The sequence below is a fragment of the Wolbachia endosymbiont (group A) of Crataerina pallida genome (assembly GCF_964028475.1).
In the GTDB taxonomy this organism is placed as follows: domain Bacteria; phylum Pseudomonadota; class Alphaproteobacteria; order Rickettsiales; family Anaplasmataceae; genus Wolbachia; species Wolbachia pipientis.
In genome coordinates this window covers 576881-597847 of sequence record NZ_OZ034785.1, presented here as the reverse complement: position 1 = coordinate 597847, position 20967 = coordinate 576881, and the positions used below count along the sequence as shown (strand labels likewise).

Sequence of the window (20967 nt, the reverse complement as noted above, 5' to 3'; positions counted from 1 at the left end):
AATAAAAAGAAAAAGACTTGCTTTCTTATGCTAAAACGGACATGACTTGAATAGCAGCAGGTAAACATAAGAAATTTATCTGGCGCTAGAAAAGCTAATTTTGTGAGGTAAGTATGAAGTTTAGCAAAGAATCTTTTAGTAAGTTTTTTAAAGAAGTATCAAGTAAAGGGTTTAAAAACATTAATAAAAGAAATGAAGAAGGAGAGACGATATTGCACCAAGCAGTAGAAATCTCTGATTACAAAACAGTGAGATTATTAATAAAAAAAGGAGCAGAGGTAAATGCAAGAGATAAAAATGGTTATACGCCACTACACTGTGCAGTATTCGCAAAAAGTTTAGAAAATGTAAAAGTGCTGCTAAGAGAAGGAGCAGAAGTAAATGCCACTCAATATGTCACTGGATGTACGCCACTGCACTCTGCGTGCAAAATAGGAGGAGCAGGAGTTGAAATAATAAAAGAGCTGGTAAAGGCCGAAGCTGAAGTTAATCAACTGAATAAGTACGGTGCAACACCAATGTACTATATCTGGGAAAGTGAAAAGTATCGTCTATGTGATAGCAAAGAGAGTGAAAAGGCGAGTAAATTTCTGAGAGAACAAGGAGGAATAACAAAAAGTAGAGAACTGACATGCTATGGAATAGAGAGGCTAGTGGGAGAAATAGCAGACATGTTGAATGGGAGTTATTTACCAGAGCTAAAAATAATAGAGATAGGAGAAATAAGGAAGAGAGACAAATCGCTAATAAAGAAAGAATGTCAAAATTTAGCAAGCAAGATAATGAACCAAGTGAACGAAATGATAGATGAGGTAGCGAAAAGGAATGCTTAAAAGAGGGATTTAAATTTAAAGAAAAGGTGAGGTGGATTATGTTAAAGCTTGGCAAATTTAATAAGTCAGCAAAAGAATTATTAGAGAACTCATATAAAAATATTTATGCAAGAGACGAGAATGGAAGAACAGCTCTGCATTATGCAGTAGAGGTAAAAACAGTGAAGTTATTAGTTGAAAAAGGAGTGAATGTGAATGCAGCAGATGTGAAAGGATACACAGCACTGCACCTAGCGGTAACGGAGAAACGTCTAGAAATCGTGAGGGAATTGATAAAATCAGGAGCAGACGTAAATGCTGAGGAATATGGAAATAAATGCATACCTCTACACCTTGCGTGCATGGTAGGTGAAAAAGAAATAGTGGAGGAGCTGGTAAAAGCTGGAGGAGAAATAGAGCAAGCGGATAAATTTGGAATGATAGCGATGGATTATGCTAAAAATAGCAAAAAGATAACCGAGGTATTAAAGAAAGAAACAGACAGAATTGAAAAGTTATTTGAACAGCAAAGTGGGAAATCTTCTATGAGAGGCTAAAAGCATGGAGAAAGAAATAGAAAAGAAGGTAATGAATTTAGAGAAAAAAGCGTTGGTAGAGTTGAGAAGAATATGGAAGAAGGTATTTGGGGAAGAAGCGCCTAGATACTCAAAGAAATATCTGATACCGAGATTAGCTTATAGAATGCAGGAAAAAGCGTATGGAGAAATGTCAAGAAAGGGAACAAAAAGACTAGAGTATCTGGCAGATCGGCTAGAAAGGGGAAAGAGAATAAGTAGCGACAAATTACCAGTAGAAGGGACAGAATTAATACTAGAGAGAGGGGAAGAGACTCATACAGTATAGCATTTCTCATAATAGTCCGAATAGGTCATAGGAAGGCAGAATCAACAGCACGACGAAAGGATTCGAATAGAGGAATGTTTTTCCTGGCTCTGTTTTTTATAGCAAACCAATGATGCTCAATTTTGTTAAAATCTGGAGAATAAGGCGGCAGATACAAAATTTCTGCACCGACTCCTTTAGCGAGCTTGATAAGCTTATCAGACTTATGAAAAGTAGCATTATCAAGAATGACAGTTTGTCCAGGTTCTAAGATCGGTGCCAAAAATTGCTCAAACCATCCATTAAAAATATCCATATTACAGTGGCCTTCAAATGTTAATGGAGCAACTATCTTTCTTCTACTTAAGGCTGCAACCATGCTGATTCGTTGAGTTTTTTTTCCAGATTTTAGGGCATAAAATCGCTGTCCTTTCTGGCAATACCCATATGGATAGTCCTCCGTGTTATCAATCCCAGACTCATCTATATACACTAAGTTTTCTGGTTCTTTTGTTGCTATAATTTTTAAGAATTCAGCACGTTTTTCTTCGTTCCTTTCCTTGTATCCATATGTCTTTTTTTGCGCGTAAATCCAATTTTTCTGAGAGCTCGGTGGATCGTTTGGATACTAACGTTGCCCCAAAGTTTAGCCATTTCCGACAGAGTTTTTCTACCGTGTTTTTTAGCAAATTCGATAAACTTATTCCAGTCGATAATTTTCTGATTGTAACCTCCATTACCGAGTTTTTTTGACTGAAAGTCGCCTGTTTCTTTTTTTCTTTGCTGCCACTCCCACAAAGTAGTTCGTCCAATTTTAAATCTTGCTGCCACTGCTTCTCTGCTTTCCCCTTCGTCTAGTGCTTCCATTGCTTTTTTTCTTAAATCATAACTATATGCTGCCGGCATCCAACCTCCTTATCGCCATCTATCCTTAATCTTATCATATCCGGACTTCTGTGGAAAGAGCTATAATGGTAACAGATAAGGGTTTAATCTACCGAGAAGAATTTTTCACGTCATTGTCAGCAGTAGCTGGAAAAATAATGGGAATGAGTTACAATGGGCCGCTCCTATTTGGTTTGCGTGATCAAAAGGGAAAGGAAAATGTGTAAAGGGATAAGATGTGGAATATATACGAGAAAGTCAAATGAAGACGGTCTGGAGCAAAAGTTTAATAGTTTAGATGCGCAGCGAGTAGCATGTGAAAAGTATATAAAGAGCAAAGAAGGCTGGGTAGCATTGGCCAAAAGGTACGATGATGGAGGATATTCAGGGAAAAACTTAGAAAGACCAGCGATAAAGGAGTTGTTTGAAGATGTAAAAAAAGGAGAAGTAGATTGTGTAGTAGTATATACGCTAGACAGGTTATCAAGGGAAACAAAAGACAGCATCGAAGTAACGTCATTTTTTAGAAGACATAGAGTAAATTTTGTAGCAGTAACGCAGATATTTGACAATAATACGCCAATGGGAAAGTTCGTGCAAACAGTGTTATCAGGAGCAGCACAACTAGAAAGAGAAATGATAGTAGAGAGAGTAAAAAATAAAATAGCAACATCAAAAGAACAAGGACTATGGATGGGTGGAACTTTGCCGCTTGGGTATGATGTAAAAGATAAAGAATTAATAATAAATGAGAAAGAAGCAAAGTTGGTAAAACATATATTTGAGAGGTATATAGAGCTGAAGTCAATGGCAGAGTTGGCAAGAGAGTTAAATAGCCAAGGGTACCGTACGAAATCAGATATCTTTAAAAAGGCCACGGTAAGGAGGATAGTAACAAATCCAATATATATGGGAAAGATAAGACATTATGAGAAAGAGTATGAGGGAAAGCATGAAGCAATAATAAAAGAGGAAAAATGGCAAAAAGCACAAGAATTGATAAAGAATCAGCCATATAGAAAAGCAAAATATGAAGAAGCTCTGCTAAAGGGAATAATTAAGTGCAAGAGCTGTGGTGTAAATATGACACTGACATATGCAAAAAAAGAGAATAAGAGATATCGATACTACGTATGTAATAACCACTTAAGGGGAAAGAATTGTGAATCAGTAAATCGAACAATAGTAGCAGGAGAAGTAGAAAAAGAAGTGATGAGAAAAGCGGAGCAGATATATGAAAATTGGAGAGAAAAGACCGAAGAAAAATGGGAAAATTTAAATTTTGGAAAGCAGAAAGAAGTAGTGAAAAAGTTAATAAAAGGAGTAATGATAAAAGAAGATGGAATAGAGGTGAGTTTAGAGGATAAGGTGGAATTTATACCAATAAAAAAGAAAGGAAAGAAATGCACAGTAATTGAGCCAGAAGGTAAAACAAATAATGCGCTACTGAAAGCAGTGGTGAGAGCCCATTCCTGGAAACGTCAACTGGAGGCAGGAAAATATGCAAGTGTGAAGGAACTGAGCGTTAAAATTAATATAGGTACAAGAAGGGTACAACAAATTTTAAGGTTAAATTATTTAGCTCCGAAGATTAAAGAAGATATAGTAAATGGGAGACAGCCAAGAGATTTGAAATTAGTTGATTTGAGAGAAATACCGATGCTGTGGAGTGAGCAATTGGAGAAATTTTATGGTCTTGATTGCATTGTTTAACAAGAGGAGATGAAAACATCGAAAATAATAGGAAAAGCTGTTGCAAAAAAAACTCAAGGATTTATAAGGAAACCACTATTGCAAAATATGAAGGACTTCTAATGCACCAGCAGATGTTGAAGAGGTTAAAAATAGTCTTGATGTAAACCAGTGTGACAAAAACTGACATTAAATTATATGAGTATATTAATATAAATAGTAAAGATTTTCAATTTACATATGAAACCAGAGCAAACTATTGAGCAAGAGTCAAACTCACATAACAACCCTTTTCTGCTGAAATAGAACCATGTTTTTATAGTGAAGGAAATCCCTATATACGAAAAATCATCAAATCAACCAATTGCGGCTGGTGTTGTTGGTGCGTTATTATTGGTGAGCTGTGTTGCGTTTTATGTTTTATTTCGCAGTGGCAGTAGATGTGGTGTATGGATTTTGCGTTGTATAATGCTACAAAGCCGAATACTAAACTTGAGTAGGTCTATTATCCAGCCTTCTTTGAATCCTGCGCAGTTGAGAAAATCCATAATCATCAAGTAAAACTTTTAAATTAGGTAATTTCTTCTCATTTGAGCTTATAGAGCATACTTTTTTAACCATGAGCATGATTATTGCTCCGGACAGGAGGTTCCACATTTTCCAGATAGCCATGACTGTCTACTTTCAATTCATTTCCTAAGTTGTGCTCTATTTTTGTTGCAAACGTAAATCCTAATATTTTGCAAAATTTTTCGAAATATTCTCTTATAATATCAAATAAACTCTTATCGCCATCTTGGTAGTTTTTTAACTCCTCAGGAACATCAAGTAATAACTTACCGTCTCTATATATTAGACCCTCTTTACCATTCTGAGATTCAAGTGTAAATTCCATTGAAAATGATATATCACATATTTTTTTCTCAGAAAAATCTAGAAGCTTTACAGGTGCTTTGGGGATTTTACACTCAACTTTTACAGAATTTGGATTTTTGCAGTCAATGTACACTTTTCTCTCAACACCACTATTGACATTCATAAATAATTTATGTTTCTCGTAAAGTTCCATCATAAACGGTCCATATATATGTTCATATCCTGCTTGATTGCAATTAGTAGCTAACTCTTCTAGAATATGATCAATAAATACGCTAAGGCAAAAATTTAGCTGTAGAAAGAATAATGCAACTTTATCGCATTTCATTTTACTATAACTTGACTATAAGAAAAAATCTTATTTTGATTACTACTATAGTATTTCCCAAAGTAAATGATAAAGGTATAATAAAGTATTTGAGTTATAATGGCATATAGTGTGGATTTAAGGGAAAAGGCAGTATTGATGATAGAAAAAGGGAAGACAAAGGTTGAGATAGCAGAACTCATGGAGATAGGAATAGCAACTCTGTACCGCTGGTTAAAAAAGAAAGCTGCTGGTGAAAGCCTAAAGCCATCTAAAAAAGGTAGCTTTATTCGAAAAATAGACCCAAAAATACTCGAAGAATATGTTACAAAGAATCCAGACCATACTCTGGCAGAGATGAAACAAAATCTTGGATTTGGAATAAATTCAATTTGGTATAGACTAAAACAGCTAAAAATTACTTTAAAAAAAAGTCACACTATATCAAGAGCGCAATCAAGAAGATAGGCAGCAATTTATTGATAAAATCTCAAAAATAGACCATTCCAGCATCTTATATATAGATGAAGCAGGAGTTGATAATAAGTTATACCGAGAATATGGACGTGCTCCAAGAGGAAAGAAAATTTATGCAGATATTCCAGCGAGAGAGAATCAGTATAGTAGCCGGGTGGATTGGAATGAGATTTATTGCACCAATGACTTTCAAAGGTGGGTGTGACAAAGAGGTATTTAATATATGGTTGGAGAAGATGTTATTACCTAAATTGCCACTTGGCACAACCATAGTTATGGATAATGCTACATTTCATAAGACCACTAAAACAAAATCATTAATAGAGTCTTTTGGCTGTCATGTGCTGTATCTTCCAACATATTCACCAGATTTGAATCCTATAGAACACTGTTGGCATACCATCAAAAGCCGCCTCAGACCTCTAATGTATAAATGTACAGACTTACAACTTTTGGTTGGTAATACCATAATGGAAATTTATCATTCATTTTAGAAAATACTATAGAGGTTGTCCACAAACCAGTAAATCAAGCATATTCCCTACTTAACATAACTTTACTCATAGCCAGATATATGAAACTTTCAGTAGATGTTGTAAGTAAATCGTACTCCTTTGATAGCCTTCTATTTCTATTGATCCAAGCAAAAGTCCTCTCTACCACCCACCTTCTCGGCTGTACTGAAAATCCAGGATCCCGTTGTGGCAATAGTTCTAGTGGTGTATCTTTATGCACCCAAAACCTACATGGAGGCCTTTTGACAATTTCAATATCTATCCCATATTCTCTCTTTACGTAATCCTTTAAATCTTTTCCTTGGTATCCCATATCAGCCCACATTTTCTTAATATTGCTGTATTTTTCCTTCATATTGTCCAATGCCATCTTCACCCCATCTCTGTCATTTTCGCTTGCAGCTCCTACATAGCAACCAAGCACAAATCCTTGAGTATCTGTGATTATATGTCTTTTTCTCCCCTTTACCTTTTTCGCACCATCATAACCTTTGACCCCCCTTTTTCCGTGGTTTTTACCGATTGACTGTCCACTATGCATGCGCTCGGCTTCCCATTTTTGACCTACTATATTTAGTGATATCATAGTTCATTTTCTCAAAAATTCCCTGCTTTTTCCACCTTCTAAACTGTTCATGCACAGCCTTCCACGGCGGAAAATCGTGTGGTAAATAGCGCCATTGACATCCTGTGCGCAGTATATAAAGAATTGCATTTACTATCTCACACTTACTGTATTTTGGTGGCCTTCCTCCTTTCTTGTACGATACTCTGAAGTGTTTTTCTATTCTTGCCCATTCCCTTTTACTTAAATCTGTTGGATATTTTTTCCTCATCTCTTACCTCAATATTCTTTCTTTATATACTACGTATTCCTTGGTTTGTGGACAACCTCTAGTAGTTCTATAAACCAAATTAATTGTAAAAAAGAGCGAGTGATTTGTGTAGAGCTTAAGATAATTCGTTTCTTAGATTGCTAATTATCTTAGTTAATATTTAATACCTTCTACCTAGCAATTTCTTCCCTCGAATTAGAAACCCTTCTTAATTCTTCACGTTCTGCCCATTTGTTGTTAGACTCGCTTATTACTTCAGGACGCATTAATCCACCAGATCTTTCAAAATATCCCTGTTTAATAGCATCGTAGACCCAGTAGTTACCAAGCTCGCAATCATTGCCTAACTCTTCTTCGCGATCTTTGAATTTTTCTAATATTTCTTCTCTATTACTCACTTCTACTATAATTTTGCTTTTATTCTGTATGTCAGGATACAGCCTAACGTCTACATTTCCCAAACTAGTATAGAAAGTTAATACTATACTGCTGCCTTCTGTAAGATCTGTATAATTCCTTATGCCATCTTCAGTTTTAATTTCTACTGCACTTTTACCGATCTTTACTATATTTCTTCCACAGTTTACCTCTCCATCGGTTAGACCTAAATCCCTTACCCCATCTGTTATCTTTATAATGTCTATTTTACTATCTTTAGAATATTCTAAGTAAAAAACGGAGTTGTCTACTCTTGCATCTTTTAGCTCGCTATTGGTTGCACTTTTTGCGATTTCAATAAATTTATGAGAATTGCTAATATAATCTCTATAAGCTTTTTTTAGGTTAGTTTTATGCTCTTTAAATTCTGATGTCAGCGTGTTAGCATCAACTGTATTACCAAACACTGCCCCTTTTGATACTAATTGACATATTATATTACTAGCAACTTTAGGATTTTTTTCTAATTCACTGATTTTTTTCATCACATAATCGGTAAAAGTGTACTCATTACCTGAAAAGAAATCTTGTGAAAGAGAATAGTTTAATCGTACACCAGACTTTATAGCATCGTTTACAATCTCTTCAAGTTCAGCCATATTTTGAGCTTGAAACACCTTATCAGAAAACTTATTTAACTTTTCCTTCTGATTTGAAGTTAAATTGACGAGTAATGTACTGGCCTGTCCTTCCTTTTGCTGACGATAAATATTCATAGCATAATCTAATGCTCCTGCTTCTAAAAATATCTTTCTTAACTCTTGAATAAGACCTTCATTGTCCCAAGAAAAACGATCAACATAAGAAAATACTTTTGATTCACCCATTCCTTGCCGAATATTTAGCACCACTTTTAGGTCTGAATCTCTTTTATGCTTACTTAAAAACTCCTTTAAATTTTTAGTGCAGTCTGAATCGAGTACAAGTAAGTCATACAATTCTGCATTTAACTTTTTCTGTTTATCAGTTAGAAATAATTCTTCTATATTATAGCAGAGTTTATTAGTTGCTATTTGTTGTGGAGTTCTCCCCTTTCTACTTGTTATATTAGGGTTAGCTCCTTTCAAGAGAAGAGAGTTTGTATTATCGTAATGACCTTTAGCAGCAGCAAGGTATAGTGGTGTTTTTCCTTTATTATCTTGTATGTTAGGATCTGCACCTGCTCCTAAGAGTAAATCTATAGCCTGATTTCCTGTGCGACGAAATCCACCAATATTTGCTCCTGCAATCGCATGCAATACTGTTGATTGAGATTCTCCTCTTTTGAGGTTAAGAATTATTTTTAAATCTTTATTGTTTTTATTGTCATATAAAAATTCTTCAAGAGGTTCAGTATTATCAAATGAACCACAGTTAGAAGCTAAACATTTTAGAGCACTAAGTAACTTCTTGTTTAAATTTTTTTGACTTGGCGTAAGATCATAATCTAGAGCAAACCAAACACAAATCTGTTCACTTAATCCAAGTTTGCTATCCATCAAAGATGCTGGTTCATTATGATTTCTAACTGATGGTAAATCTCCTGAGTACCACATATCATTCATCAGCTCATTTAATAAATGTGCTTTAGATGATAGATGTTCTATAATTGATTCATATTCAATATCATATAGTTCTGGTTTGGATTTTGGTTTTAGTAGATTGATGATAGATTTTACCATCCCAGTAGACTCACCCATACTTATCCCTTACGCTAAGATACATAATATATTGTGTGCGATATGTAACATTAAGTCAATGACCATAATCTTTTTACTACTCACGTCGTTAAGCTTTTGTTAAGTTTTTATGGTGAGTAATATAAGATCTTTAGACAATCAAGCAGTGTAGCATTTACCCTACAGTACGGCTTGTTGTCTGTTTTGAATTTGTTACTATCTCACACCAACTATTTTTTTTCTTTTCATTAGATAAGGTAATTTTTTCAGAAGATTGACGTAGTGTTTCATGTTTTTCAAAATATCCTCGTTTAATCGCATCATGTACTGAATATCCACCAAGTAAGCAATTTTCTCCTATTTCTTCCTTATCTTTTAATTGATCAAGTTTCTTCTTATCATCGTCACTTATCTTTACTTCAATTGTATTGTTGTCTTTATCACTAGAACGTAGATGAATACTAATCTTTCCTACTTCAGTAGTAAAAGACATTTCAATGCCACCTTCTAAAACGTCTGTATAATTTCTTTTTCCTCCTACATTTTCAACTCTTACTATACTCTTTCCAACATGAAATATATGATGTCTAAAACTTAAATCTTTCACTTTTGGATTATTTATAACTTTTGCAACCTCAACAGTGCTATCTTGCGAATATTTTACATAAAAATATCCATTATCCATTTCTACGTGTAAAGCTTTGCCTTGGGCACTACTGTTTATAATACCTTCATCTGCTACACTTTTTAGCTTGTTATCGATTTCTTCACGTTCTGCAAAAATCTCATAACTGAACCCATAAGTTGCATACAATAACTTATCATCATAAAAGGAACTGCATTTTACTCTTCCACCTTTTAATAGTAAATTACTCATGATATTGCGTATAATACCTATATTTTTGTCATCTGATACACCCTCGTAGGCAGGAATATCTCTTATTCCCTTAGAAACTAAACTTGTTATAGTCTCACTATCGTCTGATAAACTCTCATAAGGTGGTAATCCCTTATGCTGTCGTATTCTATTAGGGATATTTCTTATTTCCTTAAAAATTAAACTTGTTATAGTATACTTATCATCGTTATATTTTGAATTGAGTCTTATCCCTTTTTGCAAATATTTATTTGTTATGCACTCTATACGCTCTAAAGCAGTGTTTGTAAAATTTTCATGCTTATCCCTATAACCTTGATCATTTTTTGTTACTACATCTTTTAACTCTTTACGAAATTCATCAATTAGACTTCTCTCACTTTCAGTCAGTAGTAGATCTAACTTAATTAAAGCAGAGTCTCTTGGACTAATCATACGCGTCAAGTTAAGGAAATAAAGGTATGAAAGAGATAGAATAATAAGGTATAAGTTCTCCCAGATATACTTTTAGTGAGAGAACCAATGAATAAAATAACTTGCTTATCAAAAAAGCTCAAAGAATTTTTTAATGAAAAAGCAGAGAAAATCTCAATTACAACAAGGTTTATAAAAAGAAAGAGAAAGCTAAAAGGTTCATCATTCGTAAAAGCCATGGTCTTGGGTAATATAGGAGTTGATAATTGTAGCGTAGAAACAATGTGTCAATTACTAAACGAGAGATATAACAAAACAAGGTTTGGATTTTAGATTTACTGAAGAAGCAGTGGAATTTATGAAAAGGATTATAATGAATCTGTGATTCTCTTTAAAAATATCTTGCAAGTTGATTGCAAAATCTTACAGCAATTTAATAGTGTTAAATTATTGGACAGTACCTATATTACTCTACCTAACAGTATGGAAGAGATGTATAAAGGTTATGGTACTAGCTACAGTGGCTATGAAAGCAATACTAAGTCTGGAATAAAGTTACAATTAGTTTTCGACTACATGAATCAGATAATAGACCAACTTAATTTAACGGAGGGGGTAAGATCAGACCCACTGCCATTAAGTTAAAGAAAAAGTGATGGACTGTATTATAAAATCAAGTAAGATCCATAAGTTAAAAGAAGCAATAATATGAGTAAAAAAAAGAGTAATTACATTTATAAAAAATAAATTGATGAGTTTGAACTTTATAAACGCTCACAAAGTATCCTCAAAAGATTTTTCAAGAAAAAGAAAGCTGCCTTTCATTGATGTGTTTATTCTAATTTTCAGAAAGAGTGTAAAATCATTGCAAGTAATGCTTAATGAGTTTGTTCTGCATACAAGAAAGGATCACACAATCACGGCAAGTGCATTTACTCAAGCAAGGAAAAAGCTAAAGCATACTGCGTTTTCAGAGCTAAACGATGATATAGTTTCTCTATACTATCAAGATAAGGAATTTAAAACCTATCATGGTTTCAGAATGCTTGCCTTTGATGCTTCTATACTTATCCTGCCAAAAAGTAGTGAGGTAATAAATGAATTTGGCTCAAGACCAATAAGAAATTGGACTAAAAAAGAGTTTGGAGATTACACAAGTACAACTTTTGAAGTATGTTACGATGTATTAAATAATGTCTCTATAAAATCAGTACTTGGCAGAAGTGACAGTTATGAAGTTGCCTTAGCTATTGATATGCTTGGCAGCGTGAAATCTAACGATTTGCTGATCTGTGATAGGGGATATGTTTCTTATCGGTTTTTTGCTGAGCTTGCACAAAGAGGTATTAATTACATAATTCGCTGTCCATATTCGTCATTTAATGAAATTAATGCTATGTTTAAGCCAGAAAGTCCATCTGATGCGATAGTCGTGTCAACCGCACCTGTCAAGGTAGCAAGACAGCTAAGGAAGCTAGGATTACCTGATAAAATAAAGTTTAGATTGGTCAAGATAGTTCTTTCTTCTGGCGAGATTGAAGTGTTGGCTACATCGTTGTTAGAAGAACAGCAGTTTAAAGTTGAAGAATTTGGAGAGTTATATTATTTACGTTGGGGAGTAGAAACATTTTTTTCCAAACTCAAAGGAAGGTTAGGTTTAGAAAATTTTACAGGTAAAAGTGTTGAAACCATAAAGCAGGATTTTTGGTCAACCATCTTTATTAGCAACTTAGAAAGTATTATGACAGAGGATATAGAAGAGACATTGAACGCGGGTCTAGCCAATTGCAAGTACGAGAAAAGCATCAATAAATCTGTCTCATTTAATGCAATAAAAAATTTAGCTTTCGATGTTTTTTCTACAGAGTCAGACATAGACTGCATTATGGATCGATTATCACAGTTATTTTTGATGAATACTTTAGTAGTGAGAAAAGGAAGGAAGGTCGAGCGTAATAAAGTAACTGATACTCGTTCACTGAACTACCAAAAAAGAACTAGAAAACATGTGTTTTGAACCTAAGATACCTTTTTGTTAGAGGTTACATCTTTCACTCAATAACCTACAGTTGTTATTTTTTCAGTACCTTGAATTTTACTTCCCTCAAGGTTCACCATAATATTTGTCATCATTACAAAATTACTTATATTTTTGGTCGAATTTTAACTCCTGTTTCCTTAACTTAATGGCAGTGAGATCAGACCCACTGCCATTAAGTTAAAGAAAAAGTGATGGACTGTATTATAAAATCAAGTAAGATCCATAAGTTAAAAGAAGCAATAATATGAGTAAAAAAAAGAGTAATTACATTTATAAAAAATAAATTGATGAGTTTGAACTTTATAAACGCTCACAAAGTATCCTCAAAAGATTTTTCAAGAAAAAGAAAGCTGCCTTTCATTGATGTGTTTATTCTAATTTTCAGAAAGAGTGTAAAATCATTGCAAGTAATGCTTAATGAGTTTGTTCTGCATACAAGAAAGGATCACACAATCACGGCAAGTGCATTTACTCAAGCAAGGAAAAAGCTAAAGCATACTGCGTTTTCAGAGCTAAACGATGATATAGTTTCTCTATACTATCAAGATAAGGAATTTAAAACCTATCATGGTTTCAGAATGCTTGCCTTTGATGCTTCTATACTTATCCTGCCAAAAAGTAGTGAGGTAATAAATGAATTTGGCTCAAGACCAATAAGAAATTGGACTAAAAAAGAGTTTGGAGATTACACAAGTACAACTTTTGAAGTATGTTACGATGTATTAAATAATGTCTCTATAAAATCAGTACTTGGCAGAAGTGACAGTTATGAAGTTGCCTTAGCTATTGATATGCTTGGCAGCGTGAAATCTAACGATTTGCTGATCTGTGATAGGGGATATGTTTCTTATCGGTTTTTTGCTGAGCTTGCACAAAGAGGTATTAATTACATAATTCGCTGTCCATATTCGTCATTTAATGAAATTAATGCTATGTTTAAGCCAGAAAGTCCATCTGATGCGATAGTCGTGTCAACCGCACCTGTCAAGGTAGCAAGACAGCTAAGGAAGCTAGGATTACCTGATAAAATAAAGTTTAGATTGGTCAAGATAGTTCTTTCTTCTGGCGAGATTGAAGTGTTGGCTACATCGTTGTTAGAAGAACAGCAGTTTAAAGTTGAAGAATTTGGAGAGTTATATTATTTACGTTGGGGAGTAGAAACATTTTTTTCCAAACTCAAAGGAAGGTTAGGTTTAGAAAATTTTACAGGTAAAAGTGTTGAAACCATAAAGCAGGATTTTTGGTCAACCATCTTTATTAGCAACTTAGAAAGTATTATGACAGAGGATATAGAAGAGACATTGAACGCGGGTCTAGCCAATTGCAAGTACGAGAAAAGCATCAATAAATCTGTCTCATTTAATGCAATAAAAAATTTAGCTTTCGATGTTTTTTCTACAGAGTCAGACATAGACTGCATTATGGATCGATTATCACAGTTATTTTTGATGAATACTTTAGTAGTGAGAAAAGGAAGGAAGGTCGAGCGTAATAAAGTAACTGATACTCGTTCACTGAACTACCAAAAAAGAACTAGAAAACATGTGTTTTGAACCTAAGATACCTTTTTGTTAGAGGTTACATCTTTCACTCAATAACCTACAGTTGTTATTTTTTCAGTACCTTGAATTTTACTTCCCTCAAGGTTCACCATAATATTTGTCATCATTACAAAATTACTTATATTTTTGGTCGAATTTTAACTCCTGTTTCCTTAACTTAATGGCAGTGGAGACGTCTCCACTGCCATTAAGTTAAGGAAAAAAGATAGATTTTATGGGATAATGATGTATACCAATAAGTTTAAAGGTAGTATGAGTAAAAAAGGCAGTAATAAAATTTATTCAAAATGAATTGGCAAGTCTAGAATTTATAGAATCCCATAAATCATCTTCAAAAGATTTTATGAGAAAGAGGAAGTTATCTTTTATTGACATATTTATCTTAATTTTAAGAAAAAGTGTAAAGTCGCTGCAAGTAATACTAAACGAATTTATTTTATATAGGAAAAAAGACTATACCGTTACTGCTAGTGCTTTTAGTCAAGCAAGAAAAAAAATGAAACACAGTGCATTTTCAGAAATTAACGAAGGTGTGGTTTCCTTGTACTACCAAGACCAAAAATTTAAAACTTGTTTTGGCTTTAGAGTGTTAGCTCTTGATGCCTCCAAAATCATTTTACCAACAAGCGTTGAAATAAAAAATGAATTTGGCTCAAGAAAAATACGTAACCAAAAACCAAAAGATTTAGGTGATTATGCAAGTGCAACCTTTGCGGTTTGTTAAGATGTGCTAAATAATGTTGCCATAAGGTCAGTGTTAGATAGAGGTAACACTCATGAAATTAACTTAGCAGATGAAATGCTTAAAGTTGTAAATACTAATGACTTACTGATTTGTATATTTATCTTATAAATTTCTTTCTAGCCTTACAAAAAGAAAAATTGCTTATGTCATTCGATGTCCCAGATCATCTTTTAATGAAGTGAATGCTATGTTTGAAGAAAAAAGCCCATCTAGTGTTGAGGTTACCATATGTGCTCAGCGTAAGATAAAACAAGAAAATAGTGGAATAACGCTTCAAAGTGGTACTGCCATCTGGTGAAATTGAAGTGTTAGCTACATCATTAATGGATGAACAAAAGTTTCAAACTGGAGGATTTAAGGAGTTATATTTTTTACGCTGGGGAGTTGAGACATTTTTTGCAAAACTCAAAGGAAGACTAAGTCTAGAAAATTTTACAGGAAAAAGTGTTGAGTCTGTTAAACAGGATTTTTGGTCAGCTATCTTTATTAGCAACCTAGAAAGTGTTATGACAGAAGATGTAGAAGAAGCGTTGAATATGGACTTAACCGATGATAAGCTTAAGAGGAGCATTAACAAATCTGTCTCATTTAACGCGATCAAAAACTTGGCTTTCGACATTTTTGCTACGGAATCAGATACTGACTGCATTATGGATCAATTATCAAAGCTATTTTTGATGAACACTTTGGCGGTAAGAAAGGGAAGGAAAGTTGATCGTCATAAGGTACCTTATCTTCGTTCGTTCAATTACCAAAAAAGGGTTAGAAAACACATATTTTGACTAGAGGTAGTATTCATATCTTCTGATAATAACTGGGTAGCTTATTGCCATAGCTCCTGTAAAATGACTTCTAAACAAACTATTTCTTAAGTAATTTACACTTCAGAGTTTATCTGCTTTAAAGTTTACTCTATTCTGTTTCAGTATTTGTCATAAATCCTTAATTATTTCTGACTTTTTAGTTCAGTTTTTAACCATTCTTTCCTTAACTTAATGGCAGTGAGATCAGACCAGGGATATAGGAAACATTTAAGTAATATATTAAGCAATGATTTGCTAATATCTGATCTCGGTTATTTTGTGCCAAGTTCTTTTAAACAAATCAATAAAATAGGAGCTTATTTCATAAGTCGTCGATACCAACATATATGATGTAGAAACAAATCAAAAAATGGAGTTATTAGAATGTTTAGAGATTTTTAGAAAACGAGGTATTGTTAGGAAAAGAAGCAAAAATTAGAGTAAGAATTATATGTCAGAAACTAACTGAAGAACAGTCTATGGCCAGAAGAAGGAAAGCTAATAGATTAGCAAGATCGCAGATCCTCTAAAAGAAATCAAAAATTGTTGAACTGGTCAATATTTATAACTAATGTTCCAGAAAATAAAATTAGTGCTGAGCAAGTATTAACGATTTACAGAGTAAGGTGGCAAATTGAGTTATTATTTAAATTGTATAAAAGCCATATCAGGCTTGATAAGCTAAAAGGAAAGCCATGCAGAGTATTATGTGAACTATATGCTAAATTGTGCGCAATTCTTATATTTCACGGCATAGTTGGTTGCACAGAAGTGAAAAAGAATACAGAACTTAGCTTAACAAAGGCATTTATTGAGCTAAAAAGGCGGGTTAGAGAGTTATTTTTAGTATTAACCAAAATTAATAGTTTAAAAGCATTTCTTAAAAAACTCACTATAACTTGGTCGCGATTTTCATTAAAAGACAAACGTAGAAGGGCTAGAGTATCCACTTTAACCTCTCTAAATTTGCTCACAATCTCTTAACTTGACGCGTATGCTTGGACTAATAGGGTAATTTTTCCAATATAAATCACTATCATCAGTTTCACTCTGATACGACAATGTATGTTTTACACATGTGTCAACAGCCTCCCTAGTTTCATGTCTCTGATCAAGGTCATAACATTCCGAACGATTACTTATTCCTTGAACAAACAAACTATAGTCATCTAAATCTGTTATGTCATCTTCAGGCGTTGGTCCCTCATTGCTATTACACTCAATTTTTGAATGCCATGGCTCAGTATTTAATTCCTCTCCTAGCTTTTGTTCACTGATAGATTCTACAACATATTTTACTGACTCTGTAACCATACTACCTCCTAGCCTAGATATAGAATATATTATGTACAATATATAATATTGGTCAAGCTAATTTCAACACAATCTTTTTACTACTCATATTTTTGTTAAGTTTTTATGGTGAGTAACAATGGAGTATATAGAGAGGTTAAAAGTTGCTTATGACTCCAAATTCGAGCTAATTTTACTATAAATCAACATGGTTAAGACCTATACTTGATATCACTACTATAAGATCATGATGAATTATACTTTAAAGGAGTACGGAAACTGCTGAAGCTTATACAGTAACCTGCGGAGCCACTTCAGCAGAATAAACAAACACATGCCAGTATTAGTAGAGAATTATTTATAAATCAACTAACTTTTTCAAAAAATATTTTAGTGAAGATACCATGCTAGCTAGTGTTATAAAGAATTGAATTATTGACTCTTCCTAAGATTGCAAAAAAGGTCGTATATTTGTGAGAACAAGCCGCGTAAAAATAAGGTTATAAAAATAGAGGATTTAAATTATTTTCATAAGCTTAGGCAAAACAGTTCGTATGTAGATATGGATGAAATGGGCTAATATGGCTAGTTTTAGCGTACAATGAAATCACTATATTAAAAAGTTCGTATGTATCACATGGTAGACCAACACATCCCAAAACAAACTCTTCTCACCGCCCTTGGTTTTGATTGCTGAAAGTAGATATATAGTTTAAATTCTTAACAAAAAGATATATTAAATTGATAATAATTTATTTAGGAATAGTAAAGAAAAATCAAGTAAACTTATAACAAGAGCGATTAATTAGCAAAAGAATTGATATTTATTATGAATATACTTATACTAAATATTAATATTTTTGGAGTAATTTATGTATAAAACAGAAGAAACGAAATCAATAGAACTTTTTGCTGCTATTGAAAAGAGAGATATAGAGGAAGCTGTAAGATTGATAAATGCTGAAGCTGATGTGAATGCAGTAGACAAAAACGGAGCCGCTACTTTGCATATGGCTGCTGAATGTGGATGTACAAAGATAGTAGAAGTTCTAATAAAAAATGGTGCTGATGTTAATGTAGTAATAGATAAGAATGAGCGAACTCCTTTGCATATAGCTGCTGTAAAGGATAATGCAGAGACAATAAAAGTTCTAATAGAAGCAGGTGCTGATGTTAATAAAGTAGAGAACAGCGGAAAGACTCCTTTGCACTTTGCTGCATTTAAAGGTAGAATTAAGGCAATAAAAGTTCTAATAGACTTAGGAGCAAATATTGAAGCAAAAGATCAAAAAGGAAGAACTCCTTTGCATGAGGCTAGTGAAAATCCCTCTACAAAGGGAGTAAAAGTTCTAATAGAAGCTGGAGCTGATGTGAATGCAGTAGACAAAGATGAATTCACTCCTTTGTATATGCCTATTCTGTATTGTTATGGAAACATTACAGATATAGTAAAACTTCTAATAGAGGCAGGTGCTGATGTTAATAAAGTAAGTATGAGTGGAACTCTTTTTCACTGGGCTGATAGAATGAATCATACAAATATTTGTGATATTATACTAAATCACATAGCAAGACTAGAAATTGCTGGTTTATATGTTAGTTCATCAAACTTAAACAAAAAGCAAGAACTTATAAGCGATTCACGCAATCTACACAATGATTATTTACAATACCTTGAAAACAGTAGAAGAGAAGTTAAAAAGATGGAAAAAGAAAATAAGCCGTTGTATGACTTTCTGAAAGAAAGTGATATAGCAAAATTGGTTAGTATTTTTGAGAAAAATGAAGGTGTACGTAGTATATTAGATGACCAAAAAGGTTTGAGAAAGCAATATTCAGAGTATGCTTATATTCTTATTAGTAAAGCCAATGAAGTAAAAAAAGAAATTTTTCTGCATAATCATAAACCACTAATTGATGTTTTATCAAAAAATTACGAAAAAGATTTTCAAAAAATGTCATTTGTTGGTATAAGAAACTTTTTTGATGTGCATAGAAATGACTATAGAGTAAAAGACAGAAGCATCAGTCTAATTAACTTTGTAGACTTAGAAGATATCGCAACAAGAAATGTTCCTAAGCTTAAAGTAAGGGCATTGGTAGAAGAGATTAAAAACAAAGTCATAAATAGTAATCTCGAGTGTCCAAGTACTGAACAACCCCAAGAGTTGAACAGGGCTTTCAATTAAAGTGGGAAGAACTGCTGCGAAAACAAAATGGGATTTTTCTAAAGTCAACTACTCTAGGTCTTAAGTTTTTGCAGCAGACCATGCCATTCCAAGAAAAACACCTCTTACTTCTCTTGATTTTGAGTGCTAGAAATAGTTATTTTGCTTGAGATCTTAATAATATATTTTGCTAAATTAATATTGATTTGCTTGCAGAAGAATAATTAAGACAAGCTTATGATAAAACAGAATTTAAAAGTAATAAAATGTCGTATATTGAGCCTTTTTCCCAAAACTACTCCAAGCTGAAAAATTTCCTAAAATAGTGATTGACAAGTTTTAAAAGTGGAGTAGTATGCTTAAAATGTCCTTAAGGGCTAATTCATTATGGTACTCGAGAGAGTTAAGGGTCAAAGCATTTTTTCATTCATTGTAAGGGAGGTAATTATGGATCGTGGAGATATTCCGGAAGTTTTGTTTTCATCTGTTAAAGAGGATGATCCTTATAGGGCATCTAAGCTCCTCCAAATTGAACGCTGGTGCTATACACATTCGAAGATAATTGAAAGAAGTGGTCAAAAAGGACACAATCTTATTGCACAAGTGTTATCTGATGAGGAGTCTTGGGAGGAAGTAGGAGGATTACATGGAGTCAAGCTTAATAGACGCGAGGTAGGTAAAAGGCTTACTACACTACCAGATTCAGATAATGCTTTTGGCAGAGCAAGTAGATATAAAATTGCATGTGAGTGTTGTTTGGAGGATGAAATAAGAGCTATATTTGAGGAAAGAAAAGAGGAATTATCAGCTCAAGGTAGAAGTAGCTTACTAGAGTATAACCACTTAGTTAAGTGCTGTGGAGAAGGTCCTTTAGCACAGTTTTGGTCACATTTCATTAGTGGGTATCTTGATAAATTGGATTTAAGAGGCCGTCATCCATATGAGTATGGGCTTGACTGTGCAGTAGATTGGCAACAAGTAGAAGCAGTGGAGTTCTTTTGGAATAAAATAAAATCCTTACCTGAAAATGAAATGAGTGCAAAAAAGAAAGATAGGATCTTGATGAAAAATGCAGCTTATACGGCAGGACCTAGTTTTCGCATTTATCCTGATATATTTGAGTTTTTCCTGAGTCAGGTAAGTCCTAATAGATATCCAGAGCTTTTGAAAAGAGATTTGGAGAAAAATGGTCATTATGGTTCTTTGAATATAATGATAGACATGTATAACTTTTGTAAATTTCAGGAGTTATTTGATTATTTAAAACCAGGTGATATTCGGGAAATTAATTACTATGTTTGGTTAAAGTGCATGACAAAGGAATGTCCAGAGCACTATCTAGGTGCGGGTGTGGAGGTTTTTATGTATATGTGGACAAAAGAAGGATTTGATAATCATCGTACTTCAACATTGAACGAAGAAATGATGAATAACTCTGTTTTTCAAGGGAGATTTTTGGTGCCTTTGGTTGAAAAAGGTTATATGGCGCCAGTATGGGGAATGCTAGATAAGGCTAATTCTAGGCAAATCAAGGAGTTTATGTCTTCTGAAAAAGCAAATTATATACGTTCTATATTAGAACAAGGAGATCATGATTTATTAAATAGATTTTTAGCTTATGGTAAGTCCATAGAGAAAAATCTTGATCAGGATAGTGTAAGTGCTAACTTGGTTGAAGTTAAGTTAAGTAAACAATCTTATGTGGGGTTAGGTGATCATTAAAAA

At 33.5% G+C, this 20967-nt stretch carries 15 protein-coding genes and 6 pseudogenes; 14 read left to right on the top strand and 7 right to left on the bottom strand.

Translation table 11 applies throughout. The features are described 5' to 3' along the window. The first annotated feature begins 113 nt into the window (after positions 1-113). The 3 genes and pseudogenes from ABWU55_RS02790 to ABWU55_RS02780 form a co-directional block, all read left to right on the top strand. Entirely contained in the window at positions 114-833 is a 720-nt protein-coding gene (locus tag ABWU55_RS02790; protein WP_353286497.1) for an ankyrin repeat domain-containing protein, read from the top strand. Positions 834-871: 38 nt separating this feature from the next. Further along, a complete protein-coding gene (locus tag ABWU55_RS02785; RefSeq protein WP_353286453.1) occupies positions 872-1369 on the top strand; it encodes an ankyrin repeat domain-containing protein in 498 nt (165 codons plus the stop codon). A gap of 4 nt (positions 1370-1373) precedes the next feature. Continuing rightward, positions 1374-1673: pseudogene (locus ABWU55_RS02780) on the top strand (DUF2924 domain-containing protein); the annotation flags it as partial. A gap of 28 nt (positions 1674-1701) precedes the next feature. Here ABWU55_RS02780 and ABWU55_RS02775 read toward each other — a convergent pair. Then, positions 1702-2561 (bottom strand): IS630 family transposase gene (locus ABWU55_RS02775; RefSeq protein WP_156518142.1). Its coding sequence is split into 2 segments (ribosomal slippage): positions 1702-2237 and positions 2237-2561, totalling 861 coding nucleotides; the frame shifts between segments, so codons are not numbered across the junction. Positions 2562-2620: 59 nt separating this feature from the next. On the opposite strand from ABWU55_RS02775, the pseudogene ABWU55_RS02770 reads away from it, so the two are divergent. Together ABWU55_RS02770 and ABWU55_RS02765 are read left to right on the top strand one after the other, a co-directional pair. Then, a pseudogene (locus ABWU55_RS02770) lies at positions 2621-2767 on the top strand (DUF2924 domain-containing protein); the annotation flags it as partial. Then, complete coding sequence (locus ABWU55_RS02765) at positions 2760-4253, top strand: recombinase family protein (protein WP_264378251.1); 1494 nt, start codon at positions 2760-2762, stop codon at positions 4251-4253. The pseudogene ABWU55_RS02770 and the gene ABWU55_RS02765, both read left to right, overlap by 8 nt. Before the next feature lie 465 nt (positions 4254-4718). Here the strand turns inward: ABWU55_RS02765 and ABWU55_RS02760 are convergent, their stop codons facing one another. Continuing rightward, on the bottom strand, positions 4719-4853 hold the full coding sequence (locus ABWU55_RS02760) for a hypothetical protein (protein ID WP_264378252.1): 135 nt from the start codon (positions 4851-4853) through the stop codon (positions 4719-4721). Next, on the bottom strand, positions 4846-5436 hold the full coding sequence (locus ABWU55_RS02755) for a hypothetical protein (RefSeq protein WP_264378253.1): 591 nt from the start codon (positions 5434-5436) through the stop codon (positions 4846-4848). Before ABWU55_RS02755 ends, ABWU55_RS02760 begins: the two co-directional genes overlap by 8 nt. Positions 5437-5535: 99 nt before the next feature. On the opposite strand from ABWU55_RS02755, the gene ABWU55_RS02750 reads away from it, so the two are divergent. Then, on the top strand, positions 5536-5883 hold the full coding sequence (locus ABWU55_RS02750; RefSeq protein ID WP_264378254.1) for a transposase: 348 nt from the start codon (positions 5536-5538) through the stop codon (positions 5881-5883). A 56-nt stretch (positions 5884-5939) separates the two neighbouring features. Next, a complete protein-coding gene (locus tag ABWU55_RS02745) occupies positions 5940-6386 on the top strand; it encodes a transposase (RefSeq protein ID WP_353286451.1) in 447 nt (148 codons plus the stop codon). Between the two features lie 34 nt (positions 6387-6420). Here the strand turns inward: ABWU55_RS02745 and ABWU55_RS02740 are convergent. The 3 genes and pseudogenes from ABWU55_RS02740 to ABWU55_RS02730 all read right to left on the bottom strand — a co-directional run bounded on the left by ABWU55_RS02740 (position 6421) and on the right by ABWU55_RS02730 (position 10651). Next, a pseudogene (locus ABWU55_RS02740) lies at positions 6421-7243 on the bottom strand (IS5 family transposase). 170 nt (positions 7244-7413) lie between these two features. Further along, positions 7414-9360 carry an ankyrin repeat domain-containing protein gene (locus tag ABWU55_RS02735; RefSeq protein WP_353286450.1) on the bottom strand — a complete coding sequence of 649 codons (1947 nt, stop codon included), beginning with the start codon at positions 9358-9360 and terminating at the stop codon, positions 7414-7416. A gap of 154 nt (positions 9361-9514) precedes the next feature. Then, positions 9515-10651 (bottom strand): hypothetical protein, encoded by a 1137-nt coding sequence (locus ABWU55_RS02730; RefSeq protein WP_353286449.1) that lies wholly within the window; start codon positions 10649-10651, stop codon positions 9515-9517. A gap of 87 nt (positions 10652-10738) precedes the next feature. Between ABWU55_RS02730 and ABWU55_RS02725 the strand changes: the two are divergent. From ABWU55_RS02725 to ABWU55_RS02705, 5 genes and pseudogenes are all read left to right on the top strand, one after another. Continuing rightward, positions 10739-11257 (top strand): annotated as a pseudogene (locus tag ABWU55_RS02725) (IS4 family transposase); the annotation flags it as partial. Positions 11258-11381: 124 nt separating this feature from the next. Further along, positions 11382-12647, top strand: coding sequence for an IS4 family transposase (locus ABWU55_RS02720; protein WP_353286161.1), 1266 nt, complete (start codon positions 11382-11384; stop codon positions 12645-12647). Between the two features lie 311 nt (positions 12648-12958). Further along, positions 12959-14224: an IS4 family transposase gene (locus tag ABWU55_RS02715; protein ID WP_353286161.1), complete on the top strand. Its 1266-nt coding sequence runs from the start codon at positions 12959-12961 to the stop codon at positions 14222-14224. Positions 14225-14504: 280 nt separating this feature from the next. Further along, positions 14505-15760 (top strand): annotated as a pseudogene (locus tag ABWU55_RS02710) (IS4 family transposase). Positions 15761-15932: 172 nt separating this feature from the next. Next, positions 15933-16765 (top strand): annotated as a pseudogene (locus ABWU55_RS02705) (IS4 family transposase); the annotation flags it as partial. Here ABWU55_RS02705 and ABWU55_RS02700 read toward each other — a convergent pair. Beyond that, positions 16742-17095, bottom strand: a complete 354-nt coding sequence (locus tag ABWU55_RS02700; protein WP_265024414.1) for a hypothetical protein — start codon at positions 17093-17095, stop codon at positions 16742-16744. The pseudogene ABWU55_RS02705 and the gene ABWU55_RS02700 overlap by 24 nt on opposite strands. A gap of 851 nt (positions 17096-17946) precedes the next feature. Between ABWU55_RS02700 and ABWU55_RS02695 the strand changes: the two genes are divergently transcribed. Next, complete coding sequence (locus tag ABWU55_RS02695) at positions 17947-19263, top strand: ankyrin repeat domain-containing protein (RefSeq protein ID WP_353286496.1); 1317 nt, start codon at positions 17947-17949, stop codon at positions 19261-19263. A 426-nt stretch (positions 19264-19689) separates the two neighbouring features. Further along, positions 19690-20964 carry a hypothetical protein gene (locus ABWU55_RS02690; RefSeq protein WP_353286495.1) on the top strand — a complete coding sequence of 425 codons (1275 nt, stop codon included), beginning with the start codon at positions 19690-19692 and terminating at the stop codon, positions 20962-20964. The last annotated feature ends 3 nt before the right edge of the window (positions 20965-20967 follow it).